Origin of the sequence: Amycolatopsis granulosa, from assembly GCF_011758745.1 — a bacterium.
GTDB classification, from domain to species: Bacteria; Actinomycetota; Actinomycetes; order Mycobacteriales; family Pseudonocardiaceae; genus Amycolatopsis_E; species Amycolatopsis_E granulosa.
Genome location: NZ_JAANOV010000001.1, coordinates 4,176,511 through 4,195,120 on the forward strand (window position 1 = coordinate 4,176,511; position 18,610 = coordinate 4,195,120).

14 protein-coding genes and 1 pseudogene are annotated in these 18,610 nt (G+C 70.7%); 7 read left to right on the forward strand and 8 right to left on the reverse strand.

Annotated elements, in window-relative coordinates; genetic code table 11:
* Positions 1-21: 21 nt before the first annotated feature.
* Positions 22-1,587, reverse strand: coding sequence for a putative glycoside hydrolase (locus FHX45_RS20565; protein ID WP_167104481.1), 1,566 nt, complete (start codon positions 1,585-1,587; stop codon positions 22-24).
* Between the two features lie 127 nt (positions 1,588-1,714).
* Between FHX45_RS20565 and FHX45_RS20570 the strand changes: the two genes are divergently transcribed.
* On the forward strand, positions 1,715-2,719 hold the full coding sequence (locus FHX45_RS20570) for a polysaccharide deacetylase family protein (RefSeq protein WP_167104484.1): 1,005 nt from the start codon (positions 1,715-1,717) through the stop codon (positions 2,717-2,719).
* Between the two features lie 27 nt (positions 2,720-2,746).
* Positions 2,747-3,478: pseudogene (gene lepB / locus FHX45_RS20575) on the forward strand (signal peptidase I); the annotation flags it as partial.
* A gap of 2 nt (positions 3,479-3,480) precedes the next feature.
* Here the strand turns inward: lepB and FHX45_RS20580 are convergent.
* The 4 genes from FHX45_RS20580 to FHX45_RS20595 are packed head-to-tail and all read right to left on the reverse strand — an operon-like array spanning position 3,481 to position 7,175.
* On the reverse strand, positions 3,481-4,071 hold the full coding sequence (locus FHX45_RS20580; RefSeq protein ID WP_167104490.1) for a GTP-binding protein: 591 nt from the start codon (positions 4,069-4,071) through the stop codon (positions 3,481-3,483).
* Positions 4,052-4,426 carry a DUF742 domain-containing protein gene (locus FHX45_RS20585; RefSeq protein WP_167109255.1) on the reverse strand — a complete coding sequence of 125 codons (375 nt, stop codon included), beginning with the start codon at positions 4,424-4,426 and terminating at the stop codon, positions 4,052-4,054. Before FHX45_RS20585 ends, FHX45_RS20580 begins: the two co-directional genes overlap by 20 nt.
* Positions 4,426-4,836, reverse strand: a complete 411-nt coding sequence (locus tag FHX45_RS20590) for a roadblock/LC7 domain-containing protein (protein ID WP_167104493.1) — start codon at positions 4,834-4,836, stop codon at positions 4,426-4,428. The genes FHX45_RS20585 and FHX45_RS20590 overlap by 1 nt, the downstream gene beginning before the upstream one ends.
* On the reverse strand, positions 4,833-7,175 hold the full coding sequence (locus FHX45_RS20595; RefSeq protein WP_167104496.1) for a nitrate- and nitrite sensing domain-containing protein: 2,343 nt from the start codon (positions 7,173-7,175) through the stop codon (positions 4,833-4,835). The genes FHX45_RS20590 and FHX45_RS20595 overlap by 4 nt, the downstream gene beginning before the upstream one ends.
* Before the next feature lie 555 nt (positions 7,176-7,730).
* On the opposite strand from FHX45_RS20595, the gene FHX45_RS20600 reads away from it, so the two are divergent.
* Complete coding sequence (locus FHX45_RS20600) at positions 7,731-9,023, forward strand: MFS transporter (RefSeq protein ID WP_208406016.1); 1,293 nt, start codon at positions 7,731-7,733, stop codon at positions 9,021-9,023.
* A 4-nt stretch (positions 9,024-9,027) separates the two neighbouring features.
* Here the strand turns inward: FHX45_RS20600 and FHX45_RS20605 are convergent, their stop codons facing one another.
* A complete protein-coding gene (locus FHX45_RS20605; protein ID WP_167104499.1) occupies positions 9,028-10,221 on the reverse strand; it encodes a coiled-coil domain-containing protein in 1,194 nt (397 codons plus the stop codon).
* A 59-nt stretch (positions 10,222-10,280) separates the two neighbouring features.
* Positions 10,281-12,275, reverse strand: a complete 1,995-nt coding sequence (locus tag FHX45_RS20610; RefSeq protein WP_167104501.1) for an SDR family oxidoreductase — start codon at positions 12,273-12,275, stop codon at positions 10,281-10,283.
* 196 nt (positions 12,276-12,471) lie between these two features.
* Between FHX45_RS20610 and FHX45_RS20615 the strand changes: the two genes are divergently transcribed.
* Positions 12,472-13,308: a Bax inhibitor-1/YccA family membrane protein gene (locus tag FHX45_RS20615; RefSeq protein WP_167104504.1), complete on the forward strand. Its 837-nt coding sequence runs from the start codon at positions 12,472-12,474 to the stop codon at positions 13,306-13,308.
* Between the two features lie 161 nt (positions 13,309-13,469).
* A complete protein-coding gene (locus FHX45_RS20620; protein ID WP_167104507.1) occupies positions 13,470-14,207 on the forward strand; it encodes an LppU/SCO3897 family protein in 738 nt (245 codons plus the stop codon).
* Positions 14,208-14,273: 66 nt separating this feature from the next.
* Here the strand turns inward: FHX45_RS20620 and FHX45_RS20625 are convergent, their stop codons facing one another.
* Positions 14,274-15,494 carry an acetyl-CoA C-acetyltransferase gene (locus tag FHX45_RS20625; RefSeq protein ID WP_167104508.1) on the reverse strand — a complete coding sequence of 407 codons (1,221 nt, stop codon included), beginning with the start codon at positions 15,492-15,494 and terminating at the stop codon, positions 14,274-14,276.
* A 109-nt stretch (positions 15,495-15,603) separates the two neighbouring features.
* On the opposite strand from FHX45_RS20625, the gene FHX45_RS20630 reads away from it, so the two are divergent.
* Together FHX45_RS20630 and FHX45_RS20635 are read left to right on the forward strand one after the other, a co-directional pair.
* Complete coding sequence (locus FHX45_RS20630; RefSeq protein ID WP_167104511.1) at positions 15,604-16,974, forward strand: cystathionine beta-synthase; 1,371 nt, start codon at positions 15,604-15,606, stop codon at positions 16,972-16,974.
* Between the two features lie 247 nt (positions 16,975-17,221).
* Positions 17,222-18,502 carry a hypothetical protein gene (locus FHX45_RS20635; RefSeq protein WP_167109259.1) on the forward strand — a complete coding sequence of 427 codons (1,281 nt, stop codon included), beginning with the start codon at positions 17,222-17,224 and terminating at the stop codon, positions 18,500-18,502.
* Positions 18,503-18,610 lie beyond the last annotated feature (108 nt).

An 18,610-nucleotide genomic window follows, 5' to 3' on the forward strand; every position in this document is an offset into this window, starting at 1 on the left:
GCGGTTTCCGCTCGGATCGGGTCACGGTGCCAGGTCTGCCGGGTCGTACTTGCAGGAGGCGTTCCACAGCAGGAACGAGTCGATGCCGTTCGCTCGCGCACCGTCCAGCTGCGCGCGGATCTGGTCGCGTCCATAGTGGACCCGCATGCTGAACGCCTGGATCCACGGGATGATCACGCTCTGCGTCCCGGCCGCCTTCTCCGCGAACGCGGCCAGCGAGCGTTGCGTGATCTCGAGCGGCTGCGACTCCGGATCGGACACCCCGTACTCGCCGGAACCCCAGTGCGACGGGTAGATCATCGGCGCGATGTAGTCCACCTTGCGCGCCATCACCGTGATGTCCTGCCCGATCTGCGTCGGCCGGCTGACCGCGATGCCGAACACCGACGCACCCAGGTACGCGCCTTCCGCGCGCACCGCGTTTCGGCTCTCCGTCAGGAAATCCGCGATCCCCTGCTCCGGGGTGCCGGTCAGGCCGGGGAAACGCAGCTGTTCGATCGACCCCTCGGGCCGCCGCACGTAGTCGTAGAGGATGTCGTCGAACCCGGCGCGCGCGGCCTCCGTCGCCAGCGCGATGTTGTAGTCCCGCACCTCGCGGTTGGCGAAGTTGGTGAACGCGTAGTCGCCGTACCCGCCGGCCCACGGCTGTCCGTCGGCGTTCTGCACGACCCGGTCGTGCCGCCCGGACTCCCACGACGCCCGGGCGAGGATCGGGTCCCGGAACGCCACCAGCCGCCCGACGATCCGGATGCCGGCCCGGTGCAGTTGTTCGACGACGCCGTTCAGGTCGTAGTAGTTCTTCGCGGCGCCGATCTCCTTCGCGAGCGGGACCTGGGAGGCGTAACCGACCTCGCCGCTCTCGTCCTTGATGTCCAGCTCGATCGTGTCGATCAGCCCGTTCCGGGCCATCTGCAGCACCGGCTCGCGCAGGGCCGGCGCCGTCCACGCCTGCCCGGACATGTGCACGGCCCGCATCCCCGGGTGCCGCGCGTGCACCGGGACCCGCCCCGCGGCGCGGTTGCCGGCCGCGTCCTGTGCGCCGATCTCGATCTTCGCCGGGGGAGTCGGGAGGGTCACGGTGAAGTTGCCGAACTCGTTGACCTTCACCTCCTCGCCCTGCACGGTGACCTTGTCCGCACCCTTCGCGGTGCCGCGCAGCGTGACCGGCTTGCGTGGATCGGTGATCTCGATCGGCTGGAAGGACAGCTCCGGCGGGGTGTTGTCGACGCTGAACGTCCGCGACACCTCGGCGTCGGGCAGGCCCGGCACCTCGTTCGGCAATCGCGCGAGGAGGGTGTGCGCCCCGTCGTCGATCTTCAGCGGCGGCAGGATCAGGCGGCTGCCGTCCCGCCGGGTGGCCAGCGACTGGTCGTCCAGCGTGACGACCACCCGGTCGAGGTCGCTGTCCCGCGCCGCGGTCACCCGGATGGCGCGCAGCGACTCCGCATTCGTCGTCACCCCGTCACCGAGCCCCTGGATGGCCAGCCCGAACGGGAGCGACTGCACCACGACCGGGGTCACGGCGACGGCCATCGTCGCGAGGATCGTCACGAGGACCAGGACCGAGTTCTGCCACCGCGTCCCCATGCAACCCCTCCCGCGCCGTGTGCCGAGCAGCGGACGCATTCCCCGGATCCGCGGGGTCATGCCTGAAAGCATCCCTTCGGGTTACACCCTGTTGCCTACGTGCTACTCACGGCGCACGTTGGAAGGCGTGACACCCAAACTGGCTTCCCTCGTCGCGGTCCTGTTCCTGCTCACGGCTTGCACGACGGTGGTTGACGGCCAGGCGCACGAGCAACGCGACGCCGGGCGGCAGCAGGCGGCGTTCGTGCCGGCGGCGCCGCCGCCCGCCGAGGTCGGGGCCAACGAGCTGGGCCAGGTGCCGGTGCTGATGTACCACCGGATCGTGGCCCAGCCCAAGTCGGTCTACGACCGCACGCCGGAGGACTTCCGGGCCGAGCTGGAGCGGCTCGACCGGGAGGGTTACGTGCCGGTCTCGGCCGCCGACTTCACCGCGCGCCGCCTGGACGTCCCGGCCGGCAAGCACCCGGTGGTGCTCACCTTCGACGACGGCGATCCCAGCCAGTTCAGGCTCGGCCCGGACGGCGCCCCGGCTCCGGGGACCGCGGTGCGGATCCTGCTCGACTTCGCCGGGACGCACCCGCAGTTCCGCCCGGTGGCCACGCTCTACGTCAACGCCGAGCCGTTCGGCGACCCCGGTGGCACCCGCACCATCCCGTGGCTGCTGGACCACGGGTTCGACGTCGGCAACCACACGATGACCCACGCGAACCTGCGCTCGGCGGGGGAGAGCGCCGTGCAGAGCGAGATCGGGGACCTCGACGCCCTGATCCGCCGGGCGGCCCCGCAGGCCGCCCCGGCGACCATCGCGCTGCCCTTCGGCATCCACCCGCGGCCGAAGGAGCTGGCGCTGAACGGCCCCGGCTACCACTACCGGGGGGCCTTCCTGGTCGGGTCGAACCCGTCGCCGTCGCCCTACACCGCCGGTTTCGACCCGCTCGACATCCCGCGCATCCGCTCGCAGGGGCCGACGGGCGACGAGGCCGAATACGGTTCCTCGGCGTGGTTGGACAAGCTCGCCAGGAACCGCGCCAGTCTTTACACGTCGGACGGTGACCCGGCGCGGATCTCCTACCCGAAGTCGGACACCGACGAGGTGGCGGCCGAGTTCCGCGGCCAGGTCAACGCGTACTGACGATCACGTGACGCTAGGCTGACCCGCATGCCGGACCCGGAGACCCCCGCGGCGGGGGAAGAACACCCAGGCCACGAGGACGGCGCCGGGCCGGGAAAGCGGGCCCGGAAGAAGCGCTCGTTCTGGGTCGAACTGCCGATCCTGCTCGTCGTGGCGCTCGCGCTGGCGTTCGTGTTCCAGCACTTCCTGGGGCGGGTCTACACGATTCCGTCGAGCTCGATGGAGACCACGCTGCACGGCTGCGAGGGGTGCTACGGCGACAAGGTCTTCGTCGACAAGATCACCTTCGACTTCACCAGCCCCGCACAAGGTGACGTCGTGGTGTTCAAGGGCCCCGACGGGTGGGAGACGAACGAGGCGTCCACCGAGCGCTCGGACAACGCGGTGTTGCGATTCCTGCAGAACGTCGGATCGGCGTTCGGATTGGCGCCGCCGGACGAGCGGGACTTCGTGAAGCGGATCATCGCCACCGGCGGCCAGACCGTCCAGTGCTGCGACGACCGCAACCGGGTCCTGGTGGACGGCAAGCCGCTGGACGAGCCGTACCTGCACTGGGAGGACCCCCATCGCCAGTGGCAGGTATCGTTCCCGCCGGTCCGGGTTCCGGACGGCTACGTCTGGGTCATGGGCGACAACCGCAACAATTCGTGCGACTCACGCTGCAAACCGCACAACGGGCCCAAGGGCGTCGTCCCGGTGGACAACATCATCGGCAAGGTCCGCTTGATCGTGCTCCCGCCCAGCCGGTGGGGCACCGTCCACTAGCGACGGACCGGCGCCGCCTGCGCCATGAGGTGCTGCAGGAGGATCACCAGCACCTGCTTGGTGGATTCACGGTCCCGCGCGTCGCACAACAGGATCGGGACGGTGCCGTCCAGTTCGAGCGCCGCGCGGACCTCCTCGGTGCCGTACCGGTGGGCGTTGTCGAAGCAGTTCACCGCCACCACGAACGGCAGGCCGCGCCGCTCGAAGAAGTCCACGGCCGGGAAGCAGCTCTCCAGCCGGCGCGTGTCGGCCAGCACCACGGCGCCCAGCGCGCCCTGCGCGAGCTCGTCCCACATGAACCAGAACCGGTCCTGCCCCGGCGTGCCGAACAGGTAGAGGATCAGCTCCGGGTTGATCGTGATGCGGCCGAAGTCCAGCGCCACGGTCGTGGTGGTCTTCCGCTCCACGCCGGTCAGGTCGTCCACCCCGGCGGACGCCTGGGTGATCGACTCCTCCGTGCGCAGTGGGGAGATCTCGCTCACCGACCCGACCATGGTGGTCTTGCCGACCCCGAAGCCGCCGGCGATCAGCAGTTTCACCACGGTGGCGGTGACGTTCCGCCGGGGCTCAGAGCCTGCGAATGCCATCGAGAACCGCCTGGAGTACGTGTTGGTCCGGGGTGTGGGAGACGGGCTGGGACGTCCGGTAGATCACCTGACCGCGCTCGATGAGGTCGGCCAGCAGCACCTTCACGATCGGCACCGGCAGGTCCAGGTGCGCGGCGACCTCGGCGACCGACAGCGGCCGCTGGCACAACCGCACGATCCGGGCGTACTCCGGCGCCATCGTCGCGGCCTCGGCCGGACCGGGCAGCGCCACCACGAGGGACAGCAGCTGCAGGCCGGGGTCACCGGCGCGGGTGCGGCCGCCGGTGATCGTGTACGGCCGGGCGATCGGACCGGCCGCGTCATCGAACCAGGTGTCGTCGTCCCGTGAGGTCATCATGGCGCACTTTGCGGCTCAACCCGTGGCGCGGCGCTCAGCGCGGCACCGACCCGCTTGACCATCGTGTTCATCGCGTACGCGACCAGACCCATGTCGACGTCCTCGGCGGTCAGCAGCGCGAGGCAGGCACCGTGCCCGGCGGCGGTGACGAACAGGAACGCGTGCTCCATCTCGACGATGGTCTGGCGCACCGCACCGCCGCCGAAGTGGCGCCCGGTTCCCTTGGCGAGGCTCTGGAACGCCGACGCGACCGCCGACAGGTGCTCACCGTCCTCTTCGGACAGGTTGGTGGACCTGCCGATGAGCAGGCCGTCGGCCGACAGCACGACGGCCCGGTCCGCGCCGACCACCTGCTGGAGGAGGTCGTCGAGGAGCCAGTCCAGCTCGTTGATTCCCGCGTGCGTCACGTGTGCTCTCCCGGAACGTCGGTGGTGCTCGGATCCTGTTCGCGAGCGCGGCGGGTGCCCTGCTGGAACGCCGAGAGCCTGCTGCGGGCGTGCTCCGGGCTGTCCGCGGGCATCGGGCTGTGGCCGGTGGCGGTGAGGGTCGGGGCCGGCTCGTCCTTTCTCAACTGCGGGGCCAGGTTCTGCTGCCGCCGGCGGCGCGGTAGCGGCGGGCGATCGGGCGGGATCGGTCCGGCGTGCTGCGCCCGGACCTGCGGTGGCCGGGTGTCGACCGGTACGCGCTGGTCCAGCGGCGGACGCGCCGGAGCATGCGCGCGTTGCGGCGGTGTGTGCTGCTGGGGTGTGTGCTGCTGGGGTCCGGTGGCGGCGGCCGGAACGGCGGGGCGGAACAGGTCCCCCCGCGTCTCCGCGTGCCGGACCGGCGCGGGTGGCTCGGGCGGGGTGCCGGTCTCCGCCGGCCGGCGGTGGGCGACCGGCGCCTCCTCGGGCAGCGGGGCGAGCAGTTCGGACCGGACGAGCACGATCGCGCGGGTGCCGCCGTAGGCGGACTCCCGCAGCGTGACCGAAATCCCGTGCCGGGCGGCCAGGCGCGCGACCACGAACAGGCCGAGGCGCGGCTCCGCGGACAGCGCCATCACGCTGAAGTCGGGGGGCTCCCGCAGCATCGCGTTGAGCTGTTCGGCCTGCTCCGGCTCGATGCCGAGGCCCTGGTCCTCGATCTCGACGACCACGCCTCTGCCCACGACGTCACCGAACACCTCGACCCGGGAGTTCGGTGGCGAGAACGAGGTGGCGTTGTCCAGCAGCTCGGCGAGCAGGTGCACCAGGTCGGCCACGACCGGGCCGGCGACCGCGACGTCGGGCAGCCTGCCGACGCTGACACGCGCGTAGTCCTCGGTCTCGCCGGTGGCGCCACGCACCAGTTCGGCGAGCGCGACCGGGTTGCGCCACTGCCGTCCCGGCCGCTCGCCGCCGAGGATGATCAGGTTCTCCGCGTTGCGGCGCGCACGTGTGGACAGGTGGTCCAGGCGGAACAGCACGTCCAGCTGGTCCGGGTCCTCCTGCTTGCGCTCGGCCTCGTCGAGCGCCTTGAGCTGCCGGTGCACCAGCACCTGGCTGCGGTGGGCGATGTTGAGGAAGACCTTCTTGGTGCCTTCCCGCGTCCTGGCTTCGTCCACGGCCGCCGCGATCGCCGTCTGCTGCGCCTTGTTGAAGGCGTCGGCGACCTGGCCGATCTCGTCGTCGCCGTGGTCCAGCAGCGCCACCTCGGAGTCGGTGTCGACGGCCTCGCCGGACCGCACCCGCTCGACCAGCCGCGGGAGCTGCGTCTCGGCGGCCTCCAGGGTCTCCGCGCGCAGGCGCCGCAGCCGCCGGATCAGCCGGCCGGACAGGCGCCGGGCGACGAGGAACACCGCGAGCGACACGATCAGCGCGGCGGCGCCGGCGATGATCGAGGTGACCAGCGTGCGGTTCCCGTTGTCCAGGCCGACCTGGGTGGCGTTGGAACTCTGCTCGATGTAGAGGTTCATCAGCGCGTTCCCGACCTGGGTGGCGGCGTCACGCCACTGCGCCTCGGGCACCGGCAGCGCGTCGTGGTTGCCGTGGAGGAATGCGCTTTCCACCGCGCTGAGCGTCGTCCAGGCGGGACTGGCCAGCAGCGCGTCGTACTTCGCACGCACCGAGGGGATCATCTGCGGCGCGGCCACCTCCAGTTCGGCGTGGTACGCGCCGATCTGGCCGATGTAGGTGCGGAACTCCTCCTCGGACAGGCCGCGGCCGGCGATGCCCGCCGCCGCCAGCGCGTCCCCGCGGGACATCGCGTCGGCCGCGGTGAACAGCGGCATCGCGGTGACCCGGAGGAACGCGGTCCGGCCGTCCGGCGCGCCTTCGGCCACGCCGTTGAGCCCGTTGGCGAACTCGTCGATGATGCGGTTGTAGAAGGTGTAGGCGTCGAGCGGCGTGGCTTGCCGGGTGTCCACGCGCTGCCGCATCTCGGGCAGCTGGGCGAAGTTCGCGCTGGTCCTGGCGATGCTCTGCCGCACCGGCTCGGGCGCGTCGCCGACCATGTCCTGCAGGACGGAGGCCATGCGGGCGGCCGTGGCGTCGGTTCGGGCGCGTGCCTGGACGAGATCCGGGCCGGGTGTGCTGTTGCTCGCCACCGTGCGCAGGGTCAGCACGCGTTCGGCGCGCACCGCGCCGAAGAAGAGGGCACCCGGCTCGGCCGAGTCGTGCACCTTGGTCGCGAACTCGCGTGCGCCGACCGCCTGCGCGACCAGGTAACCCGCGAGCGCCACGCCCGCGAGCAGCAGGGCGACGCTGGGCACGATCGCGATCGCGAGCACCCTCGACCGGATCGAAGCACGCCGCTTACGTGATCCGAATACCTTTTCCAACGCTCTGAGGAGCCTTCCCGCAACTCGATGTGATGACCTCCGCCCCCGGACCGGAGTTTGCACCGCGCGCACGAACCACGGGGGTTGTGCAACCGGGAGAGTGAACCAGTCCGGACAAGTACGAGTCAACTTCACGTTCCGTCCGCAATCGACGCCGCACCGTGGAGAAGTCGTTCACCCCGCGGATGTTGTCGCCGGTGGATGAGATCTCGTTACCGCTCGCGCGGCCGGATGGTCCGGGTGGTTGCTCCGGATGGCCGTAGCCTCCGCGATTACCCGGTGTGCCGAACCGGATTCCAGCGCCGGCCCCCCAGCGCCCGCGCCCGGTCCGAGGGGGCCGCACTGTTGATCAGGTTGTGGCCCGGTGCGCGGGGTGGCAGACACCGGCCCGCCGGGCCGAACCAGGTTCGCCGGCGCCGGTTCTGCCGGAATGATGCGGGCCGGGACTCTTCATCCGGTTTCTTCGGGTGGTTTCCCGGCAATTCCGGTGCGAGGATCCCTGATATGGCGAAGCAGCCTCTGACCACGGATCAGCGGAACTCGTTCCTGGCCGCCGTGCTCGGCTGGACGATGGACGCTTTCGACTACTTCATCGTCGTGTTCGTTTACGCCGACATCGCAAAAACCTTCGGAATGGGGAAGTCCGAGGTCGCGTTCATCACCACCGCGACGCTGATCATGCGTCCGGTGGGAGCGCTGATCTTCGGGCTCTGGGCGGACCGGGTGGGCCGTCGTATTCCCTTGATGGTGGATGTCGCGTTCTACTCCGTTGTCGGTTTCGCGTGTGCCTTCGCGCCGAACTTCACGGTGCTGCTGGTCCTGCGGATGCTGTACGGCATCGGAATGGGCGGCGAATGGGGCCTGGGCGCCGCGCTGGCGATGGAGAAGATCCCGGTCGCCCGCCGCGGATTCTTCTCCGGGCTCCTGCAGGAGGGCTACTCCTTCGGCTACCTGCTCGCGTCCCTGGCCTCGCTGGTCGTGCTGCACTGGGCCGGACTGTCCTGGCGGTGGCTGTTCGGGCTGAGCATCGTCCCCGCGCTGATCAGCCTGATCATCCGGTCGCGGGTCAAGGAGTCCGAGGCGTGGGAGCGCGCCCAGCAGCGCATGCGCGTGACGCGCACCTCGATCCGCGACATCCTGCTCGACCCGAAGATCATCCGCCGGTTCGTCTACCTGGTCCTGCTGATGACCGCGTTCAACTGGATGAGCCACGGAACGCAGGACGTCTACCCGACCTTCCTGTCCGCCCACACCAACGGCGGCGCCGGGTTGTCCAGCACCACCGCCAGCTGGATCGCCGTCATCTACAACATCGGCGCGATCATCGGCGGGCTGGTCTTCGGGTCGCTGTCCGAACGGTTCGGCCGCCGGTACACGATCGCGTTCTGCGCGGTGCTCGCACTACCCATCGTGCCGCTGTTCGCGTTCTCGAGGACCGCCGCGCTGCTGTGCCTCGGGTCGTTCCTGATGCAGGTCATGGTGCAGGGCGCCTGGGGTGTGATCCCGGCCCACCTCACGGAGATGTCGCCGGACGCGATCCGCGGGTTCTACCCGGGCGTGACCTACCAGCTGGGCAACTGCCTGGCCGCGTTCAACCTGCCCATCCAGGAGGCCCTCGCGTCCACGCACGGGTATCCGTTCGCGCTGGCCGCGACGATCGTCCCGGTGCTGGTCGTCGTCACCGTGCTGACCCTGGTGGGCAAGGAGGCCAAGGGCGTCACGTTCGGCGCCGCCGGCGCGGACGTTCCCGCGCTGGGGCTGGCGCACGGTGGGGACGGCGAAGGCCGCCGCAGCTGACCGGCTACTTCGCCGACTGCGGCCGCTTCGTGGGCGGCTGCTGCTGCTCGCCGCGGGCAGCCGGGCCGGCGAGCGCGGCGGGTGGCTTGCCGGTCGCCGCGGTGGCACCACCGGGCTTGCCCGGCGCCGCCTGGCCCGCGCCACCGGGGGCCGCCTGCGGGGCGGCGAACACCTTGGTCGCCGCCGAATCCCCGCCACCGGGCGCGCCACCGCCCGCCGGGGGAACCGGGCCGGATCCGGGCGCGGGCGGCGCCACCGGCGCTACCGTCTTCGTCGCCTCACCGGCGGGCTCCTCCGCCGGGTGGCTCATGTCCACCACGGACTCTTCCCGCAGCGGCTCCAGCGCGGACTGGCTGCGCGCCAGCACCTCGTCGGTCTTGCGGAGCCGTCCGGCGACCTCCGCGCTGATCCGCGACAGCCGCTCGACGAGTTCCCGCGCCTCGCGCTCGCGTTGCTCCGCCCGCGCCGTCGCGTCCTCGACCAGTGCTCGCGCCCGCGCGGTCGCTTCGTCGACGAGCCGCTTCGCCTCGGCCGTCGCCTCCGCGATGCGGCGTTCGGCTTGCTGCTTGCTCGCCGTCTGCTGGTCCGCGATGTGCTTCTCCAGCGCGGCCCGCTGCGACGCCATCGACTGCTCGAAGTCGTGCTGCACGGTGCGGCGCTTGCGCTCGGCCTCGATGTCCAGCTGGGTGCGCCGCCGCGTCGCCTCGGCCGTCAGCCGCTCGACCTCGGCCTTGGTCGCCTCCAGCGCGCGCTTGTGCTCGGCCTGCAGGGCCTGCCCGTGCGAGTCCAGCTCGGACAGCAGGTTCTGGTACCGCTCCCGCAGCTTCCCGGACAGCTCGGTGGTCGCGCTCCAGTGTTCCTCCGCGGCGACCTGCGCCCGGGACGTGATCTCCTCGGCGCGCATCTCGGCCAGCTCCACGGTGCGCTGCATGCGCTCGTCGAGGTCCTCGATCCGCTCCGGCGGCCGCTTGAGCTCCTCGACGCGGTTGCGCAGCCGCGCGATCTCGCCGCGCGCGCCCTCCAGCTCCCGCGACAGGTTGTTCGCCTGGGTCATCGCGTTGTCGCGATCCGCGATCACCCGGCGCAGGTTCGCCTCGACGTGGTCCAGGTACTGCAGCACCTGGCCACGGTCGAAGCCGTGCCACACCTGGTTGTACTCACGCCTCAACGGCAGCAGGCTGTCGCGTTCGGAGACCATGGCAGAACCGTACCCGCGCACAGCGTGTTAACACCGTCAGGCCGCGGCCGGTGTGTCACTCACCAGTGGAATCCCCTGGTCAGCTTGATCAGTGCGTTCGCCGCCCGGGACAGGTGCCGCTCGCCCTTGCCGATGCGCAGCTCGCCGCCGCCGCCGGCCGCGGCCGAGTCGGGGAAGACCCGGTACCCCTCGTAGGCGATCGCGTCGACCAGGCCGGGCAACAGCGTGTAGGCCGCCTGGATCAGGTACCCCTCCGGGGTGCCGATGTGCTTGGGCCGGTTCTTCAGCGCCCGCACCACCATGGCCGCGGCCTGGTCCGGGGATTTCGTCGGGAACGCGTCGTAGATCTTCGTCGGCCGGATCATCGGCGTGCGGACCAGCGGCATGTGGATGGTGGTGAAGGTGATGCCGTCGCCGTGCGTCTCGGTCGCGGCGATCTTGCTGAAGTAGTCCAGTGCCGCCTTCGACGCGACGTAGGCGGAAAAGCGCGGCGCGATGCCCTGCACCCCGATCGACGAGACGTTGACGATGTGCCCGAACTTCCGCTCCGCCATGTGCGGCAGCACCGCGAGGATCAGCCGCACCGCGCCGAAGTAGTTGATCGCCATCGCGCGCTCGTAGTCGTGGAAGCGGTCGAGGGACAGCTTGATCGAGCGCCGGATCGACCGGCCGGCGTTGTTCACCAGCATGTCGATGCGGCCGTGGTCGGCCAGCATCTGGTCGACGATCTTGCGCACGGCCTCCTCGTCGGTGAGGTCCGCCGGGTAGACCGAGGCGGACCCGCCGGCGGCGATGATCTCGTCCCGGACCTCCGCCAGCTCCGCCTCCCGGCGGGCGACGAGCAGTGGCACCCCGCCCTCCGCGGCGACCTTCAGCGCGGTCGCCCGCCCGATGCCGGACGACGCGCCGGTGATGATCACGCGGCGGCCGTCCAGCTCGCCGCGCGGGCCGTGCTTGCGCGCGCGGAACGGGTCCAGGTGCTCGCGCCAGTACCGCCACAGCACCGGCGCGTAGTCCTCGATCCGCGGCACGTCGATCCCGGCAGCTGCCAGCTCCTTGCGGGTCGCGGCGGAGGCGAAGACCGACGGGAACGACAGCGTGTCGAGCAGGACGGCCGGGATGCCCAGGCGCTCCAGGAACGCGTCCCGGGTGATCGTGAACCCGGGCACGTGCTCGCTCAGCCGGGCCAGCGCCAGCAGGCCGCGGGAGAGCCGCCGGTCGAGTTCCAGGTTGATCGTCGGCGCGCCGGCCGCGCGAGCGAACGCGTTGTAGACGCACACCACCGACTGCGGTTCGGGGCTGACCAGGTGGAACGCCCGCCCGTCCAGCCCGGGCCGGACGACGAGTTCCAGCAGCGCCCTGGCCACGTAGTCGACGGGGACGATGTTCGTGTCGCCCAGGCCGGGTCCGGCGAGCGGCACGTCCGGCAGCGCGGCGAGCCTGCTGATCGCGGGGAACAGGTAGTACGGCCCGTCGATCTTGTCCATCTCGCCGGTCTGCGAGTGGCCCACCACCACGGCGGGCCGGTACACCCGCCACGGCACCTCGGACTGCTGCCGGACGATCCGCTCGGCCTCGAACTTCGTCCGGTGGTACGGGGTTGGCAGGCGCTGGCCGACGTCGAACATCTCCTCGGTGAACACGCCCTCGTGGTCACCGGCCACGGCCACGGACGAGACGTGGTGCAGGCAGCCGGCGCCGATGTCGGCCGCCAGTCCGAGCACGTGCCGGGTGCCGTCGACGTTGGCCTTGACGCTGGTCGCGTCGTCGGCGGTGAGGTCGTACAGCGCGGCGAGGTGCACCAGCCCGTCCACCTTGCCGCGCAGCCCCGCGCGCACGTCCTCGCCGACGCCCAGGCCCTCGCGGCCGATGTCGCCGTCGACGAGCGTGACCTTCTCCGGGTGCGGCCAGCCGCTGACCAGGTCGGTCAGCCGCTCCCGCGACTTCTCGCGCACCAGGAGGAACACCCGCTCGACGTCCTCCCGCGCGAGCAGCAGCGGGGTGAACTGGCGCCCGATCAGCCCGGTGGCCCCCGTGACGAGATACCCGGTCATGTACCTGCCCTCCGCCGTGCCTGCCCCGACCGGCTGCATTGTGCGTCAGCGCGGCGGGCCTTGACCACAGTCCTAGTCCACGGGGTTCCCGCGGTGATCACCGGGCGAGGGTAAAGTTGTCTTTACTTGACGGGAACCGGCAGGGCGCTGCCGACGTTGAACCCGATGCAGGTGCCAGTAGATCCAGGAGGATCAGGTGCGTTCCACAAGTAACCCAGCGTTCCGCAACCTGCCTACCGGCGGCGCGGGATACGGCTCCTACGGGCCGAACGTAGGCTTCAACCAGCCCCAGGGCATGCCCGGATACGGCATGCCGGCCGGCTACGGCGGGCCGCAGGCGCCCTCGGCCGAACGCCCCATGACGGTCGACGACGTGGTGATCAAGACCGGCGCGAGCCTGGCCACCGCGCTGGTCACCGGCGCGCTCGCCGCCACCTGGGCGTTGTCCCAGGCCCATGCGCACGCGCTCGGCCCGGTGCTCGGGCTGATGGTCGGCGGCATGCTCGTCGGTCTCGTGCTGTCGCTGATCATGATCTTCCGGCGGAAGCCGAGCGGCCCGATGACGCTGCTGTACTCCGCGGCCGAGGGTGTCTTCCTCGGTGCGATCACCGGGCTGTTCGAGTTCATCTACCCGGGCATCGCGCTGCAGGCGATCGTCGGCACGGCGGGTGTGTTCATCACGATGCTGGTGGTCTACAAGACCGGCGCGGTGAAGGTCACGCCGAAGCTCACCAAGTGGATCATCGGTGCGACGGCCGGTGCCGCGATCCTGATGCTGTTCAACCTGGTCATGAGCCTGTTCGGGGTGAACGTCGGTCTGCGGGACGGCAGCACGCTCGCGATCATCTTCAGCCTGGTCGTGATCGGCATCGCGGCGTTCAACTTCCTGCTGGACTTCGACATGACGGACCAGATGATCCGCCAGGGCATGCCCGCCAGGTGGGCGTGGTTCGCCGCGTTCGGCCTGATGACCACCCTGGTCTGGCTCTACCTGGAGATCCTGCGCCTGCTGTCGTACCTGCAGAACGACTAGCGGCTCCTCGGCGCTTTTCCCCATTTCAGGAGGACATCCGGTGACCAACCGGGTGTCCTCCTGGTTTCTGGTCACCCTCCAGTGGGGCGGTGATCGCCAAGGCGACTACACAGTGTTTGATACGAGGCGTTGTCTCGTCCCTTTACATCTGTGAGGTTCGCGTGAGCGTCCCCCCACCGCCGGTTCCGCCTGGAGGACAGCCGGCACCGTTCGGCAACCAGCCGCCCGCCGGCAACCAGGGCGCTCCCGGCGCGCCCGGCGGCCAGTTCGGTCCGCCGCCCGGCCAACCCGCGGGCGCCCCGCCGGCGTTCCCGCCGCCCGGTCAGTTCGGGCCACCGCCCGGGCAGCCGTTCGGCCCGCCGCCGGGCCGTCCGATGCAGCGCAAGCGCCGGCCGCTGTGGTTGCTGATCCTCGTCCCGATCGTCGTCGTCGGGCTGATCGTCGTGGCGGCCGTTGCCTTCCTGAACTCCCCGGACAGCGCCGCGGTCGGCGACTGCCTGCACATCACCGAGTTCTCGAAGAGCGGCGACCGGCCGACGAAGATCGACTGCGGTGACCAGGAGGCGAACGTCAAGGTCGGGGTGAAGCTGGACGACTCGTCGTCCAAGTGCCCCACCGGCGACTACGACACCTACAGCGTCACCGGCCGCGGCGACTACAAGCTGTGCCTGATGATCAACGCGCACGAAGGTGACTGCTTCGCCGACGTCACCTCCGACACCGCGGGTTACAAGCGCGTCCCGTGCACCGACCCGGCGGCGGAGATCGAGTTCGTGAAGATCGTCACCGGCCAGGCCGACGAGTCGGCCTGCACCGGGGTGAAGGCCGACGGCGCGGTCACCTACTCCGAGCCCGCCACAACCATGTGCGCGGTGGCGAAGAACCGCGACGGCGCCTGATCCGGAACGCACGAGAAAGGGGCCCGGCATCGAGCCGGGCCCCTTTTTCCTGCGCTGGTGGAAGCGCTAGCTGAGCCGCTCGATGACCATTGCCATGCCCTGGCCACCACCGACGCACATCGTCTCCAGGCCCCACTGCTTGTCGTGGTGCTGGAGCGAGTTGATCAGCGTCGAGGTGATGCGCGCGCCGGTCATGCCGAACGGGTGACCGACGGCGATCGCACCGCCGTTGACGTTCAGCCGGTCGATGTCGATGCCCAGGTCCCGGTACGACGGGATGACCTGCGCCGCGAACGCCTCGTTGATCTCGACCAGGTCGATGTCGCCGATCGACATCCCCGCGCGGGCCAGCGCCCGCTGCGACGCCTCGACCGGGCCGTACCCCATGATCTCCGGCGACAGGCCGGACACGCCGGTCGACACGACCCGCGCCAGCGGGGTGATCCCCAGCTGCTTCGCCTTGGTGTCGGACATGATCACCAGCGCGGCGGCGCCGTCGTTGAGCGGGCAGCAGTTGGCCGCGGTGACGCGGCCGTCGGGGCGGAACACCGGCTTCAGGCCGGACACGCCCTCCATCGTCACGCCCGGCCGGGGTCCGTCGTCCTTGGACACGACCATGCCGTCCGGCAGGGTCACCGGCGTGATGTCCTTGGCCCAGAACCCGTCCGCGATGGCCTTCTCGGCCAGGTTCTGCGATCGCACACCGAACTCGTCCATCTCCTCGCGGGAGACGTTCTTCAGGCGGGCGAGGTTCTCCGCGGTCTGGCCCATCGCGATGTAGACGTCGGGCACCTCGCCGTTCTCGCGCGGGTCGACCCAGGTGTCACTGCCCTCGGCGGCGACCTTCGCGGTGCGGGCCTCGGCGTCGGCGAAGAGGGGGTTGTGCGTGTCGGGCCAGGAGTCCGAGCTGCCCTTCGCGAACCGCGACACGGTCTCCACACCCGCGGAGATGAACACGTCACCCTCGCCGGCCTTGATCGCGTGCAGCGCCATCCGGGTGGTCTGCAGGCTGGAGGAGCAGTAGCGGGTGATGGTGCACCCGGGCAGGTGGTCGTACCCGAGCTGGACCGCGACGGCGCGGCCCATGTTGAAGCCCTGCTCGCCACCGGGCAGGCCGCAGCCGAGCATGAGGTCGTCGATGTCCTTCGGGTCCAGCTGCGGGACCTTGTCCAGCGCGGCGCGGACCATCTGGACGGTCAGGTCGTCCGGCCGGATGCTCACCAGCGAGCCCTTCCCGGCGCGGCCGATCGGCGAACGCGCCGCGGAGACGATGACGGCTTCAGGCATGGCGGGACACTCCTTCGGGTCGGGCTAAGCGCGTGCTTACCCACATCCTGCACCCTGGGAGCGCGCGGTCAAACCCCTGCGCGACCTCCGCCACCCTTACTCTGGGGGCGTGGACTACGTCGAGCACATCGCAGACCTCGTGGGCAACACCCCGCTGGTCAAGCTGAACTCCCTCGCCGAGGGCCTGGCACCGCTCGTGCTGGCGAAGGTGGAGTACTTCAACCCGGGCGGCAGCGTGAAGGACCGGATCGCGCTGCGGATGGTCGAAGCCGCCGAAGCCTCGGGTGAGCTGCGGCCCGGCGGCACCATCGTGGAACCGACCTCCGGCAACACCGGGGTCGGCCTGGCGATGGTCGCCCAGCGCAAGGGCTACAAGTGCGTCTTCGTCTGCCCGGACAAGGTGAGCGAGGACAAGCGCAACGTGCTCAAGGCGTACGGCGCCCGCGTGGTCGTGTGCCCGACGGCCGTGCCGCCCGAGCACCCGGATTCCTACTACTCCGTCTCCGACCGGCTGGTGCGGGAGATCGAGGGCGCCTGGAAGCCCAACCAGTACGCCAACAAGGAGAACCCGGCGAGCCACTACCACTCGACCGGCCCGGAGATCTGGCAGCAGACCGAGGGCAGGATCACCCACTTCGTGGCGGGTGTGGGCACCGGCGGCACGATCTCCGGTACCGGCCGTTACCTCAAGGAGGCGTCGCAGGGCCGGGTGCGGGTGATCGGCGCCGATCCCGAGGGTTCGGTCTACTCCGGCGGCACCGGCCGTCCCTACCTGGTCGAGGGCGTCGGCGAGGACTTCTGGCCGGACACCTACGACCGCGGCATCGCCGACGAGATCATCTCCGTCTCCGATGCCGAGTCCTTCTCGACCACCCGTCGCCTCGCCCTGGAGGAGGGGCTGCTGGTCGGCGGCTCGTGCGGGATGGCCGTCGCCGCCGCGCTCCAGCTCGCGCAACGACTCGGCCCGGACGACGTGGTCGTGGTCCTCCTGCCCGACGGCGGCCGCGGCTACCTGGGCAAGGTGTTCAACGACCAGTGGATGGCCGGCTACGGCTTCCTCGAGCCGGACTCCTCCGGCGCCACCGTCGGCGACGTGCTCCGCGCCAAGACCGGGTCGCTGCCCGACCTCGTCCACACGCACCCGAACGAGACGGTCGCCGAGGCCGTCGCCATCCTGTCCGAGTTCGACGTGAGCCAGATGCCGGTCGTCAGCGCCGAGCCGCCGGTGATGGCGGGCGAGGTGGTCGGCGCGGTCAACGAGCGGGAGCTGCTGGAGGCCCTGTTCACCGGGAAGGCCCAGCTCGCGGACCGGCTGGACAAGCACATGTCACCGCCGCTGCCGACGATCGGCGCGAGCGAGGGCGTCGGCGCCGCGATGAAGGCGTTGTCCGGCGCCGATGGCGCGCTCGTCCTGGTCGACGGGAAGCCCGCCGGCGTGCTGACCAGGCACGACCTCCTGGGCTTCCTCGCCGGACGCTGAACCGGGTTTCATCGCGCGGAACTGCCGGGGCGTTACGAGCGTCCATGAGTCGTATCCGATAGCGTGTGGCCACCCAGACCAACGTGAACACGTACTGTCAGTCCTCTCGAGGGGGTTCAAGACCCACATGAGCGCTCCGCAGCCGCCGAACCAGCCGTGGGGTGGCGGTCAGCCGCCTCAGGGCCCGCCGAGCGGTCCCCAGCAACAGCCAGACAACCCGTTCGGCTCCTCCGAACCGACCCAGGTCGTGCAGCCCGGCGAGTCGCAGCAGCCGTCCGAGGGCGGTTCGTTCGGTGAGACCGCGGAGCCGACTCAGGTGGTGCAGCCCGATGGCGACCCGAACGCCACGCAGAAGGTCAACCCGGGGGAGTCGTCGGGCGCGGAGTCCACGCAGCTGATGCCCCCGGGCGCGCAGTCGCCCGCCATCCCGTACTCCCCGCCGCCGAGCGCGGCCGACAACCCGGGCGCGGTGAACCCGCAGCAGGGCTTCGCGCAGCAGGGTTTCGGCCAGCAGGGCTTCGGTCAGCAGCAGCCCGGGTTCGGGCAGCAGCAGCCCGGTCCGTACGGCCAGCCGCCGCAGGGCTACGGCCCGCCCTCGCAGCCCGGCGGCTTCGCGCAGCCGACGCAGAATTTCGCGACGCCGGGTTACGGCGGGCCGGGTGGCGGCGCCGGGAACAACGCGCTGTTCGGTTACCTCGCCGGTGGTGTCGCCGCGCTGCTGGGCCTGATCGCCGCCATCCTGGTGCTGGTCGACTTCGGTGACGCGAGCAATTACGCCAAGCTCTACGACACCGTCAAGGAGCAGGCCTCGAACCTCGGGCTGCCGAGTCCGGGCCTGATCTGGTTCTACCTGATCATGATCTTGGTCGGCTCCCTCGCGGCGCTGGCCGGTGGTGTGCTCATCGCGCTGGCCGGCCGGGTCAGCGCCACGCTCCGGAAGATCGCACCGATCCTGACCGCGGTCGGCGGCGTCCTGTTGCTGCTGTTCGCCATCCTCTTCATGACCGCGTTCCCGAGCCGCGTCGACGTGCCCGGCAAGGCGATCATGTACCTGATCTTCGGGATCATCCTGCTGGTGATCGGCGCCCTGGGCCTCGTCCCGGCGACGAAGCAGTTCGTCGGCCTCGGCGAGGGTGGCGGCCGGCAGGCCGGCCCGGGCGGTTTCGGTGGCCCCGGCGGGTTCGGTGGCCCCGGCGGTTTCGGTGGCCCGCCGAGCGGCGGGTTCCCGCAGCCCGGTCACCCGGGTCAGTTCGGGCAGCCGCAGTACGGTCAGCCGGGCGGGCCGAACCCGGCCAGCGGTGGTTTCCCGCAGCCCGGCCAGTACGGCCAGCAGCCCGGCCAGCCGGGGCAGTACGGCCAGCCTGGTCAGTACGGCCAGGGCCAGCCGGGTCAGTACGGCCAGCAGCCCGGTTACGGCCAGCCGCAGCCCGGCCAGTACGGGCAGCAGCCCGGTTACGGCCAGCCGCAGCAGCCGCAGCAGCCGGGTCCCTACGGGCAGCCCGGTCAGCAGCCGCCGCAGCAGTGGTGATCCGCTGAGTTCTCCCGTCGATGCCCCCGGCCCGGTGCCGGGGGCATCGTCTTGTGCCCGGCTGGTGCCGGCCCCCGTGCCGGCGTCGCTAGGGTGAGCGCCGACCCG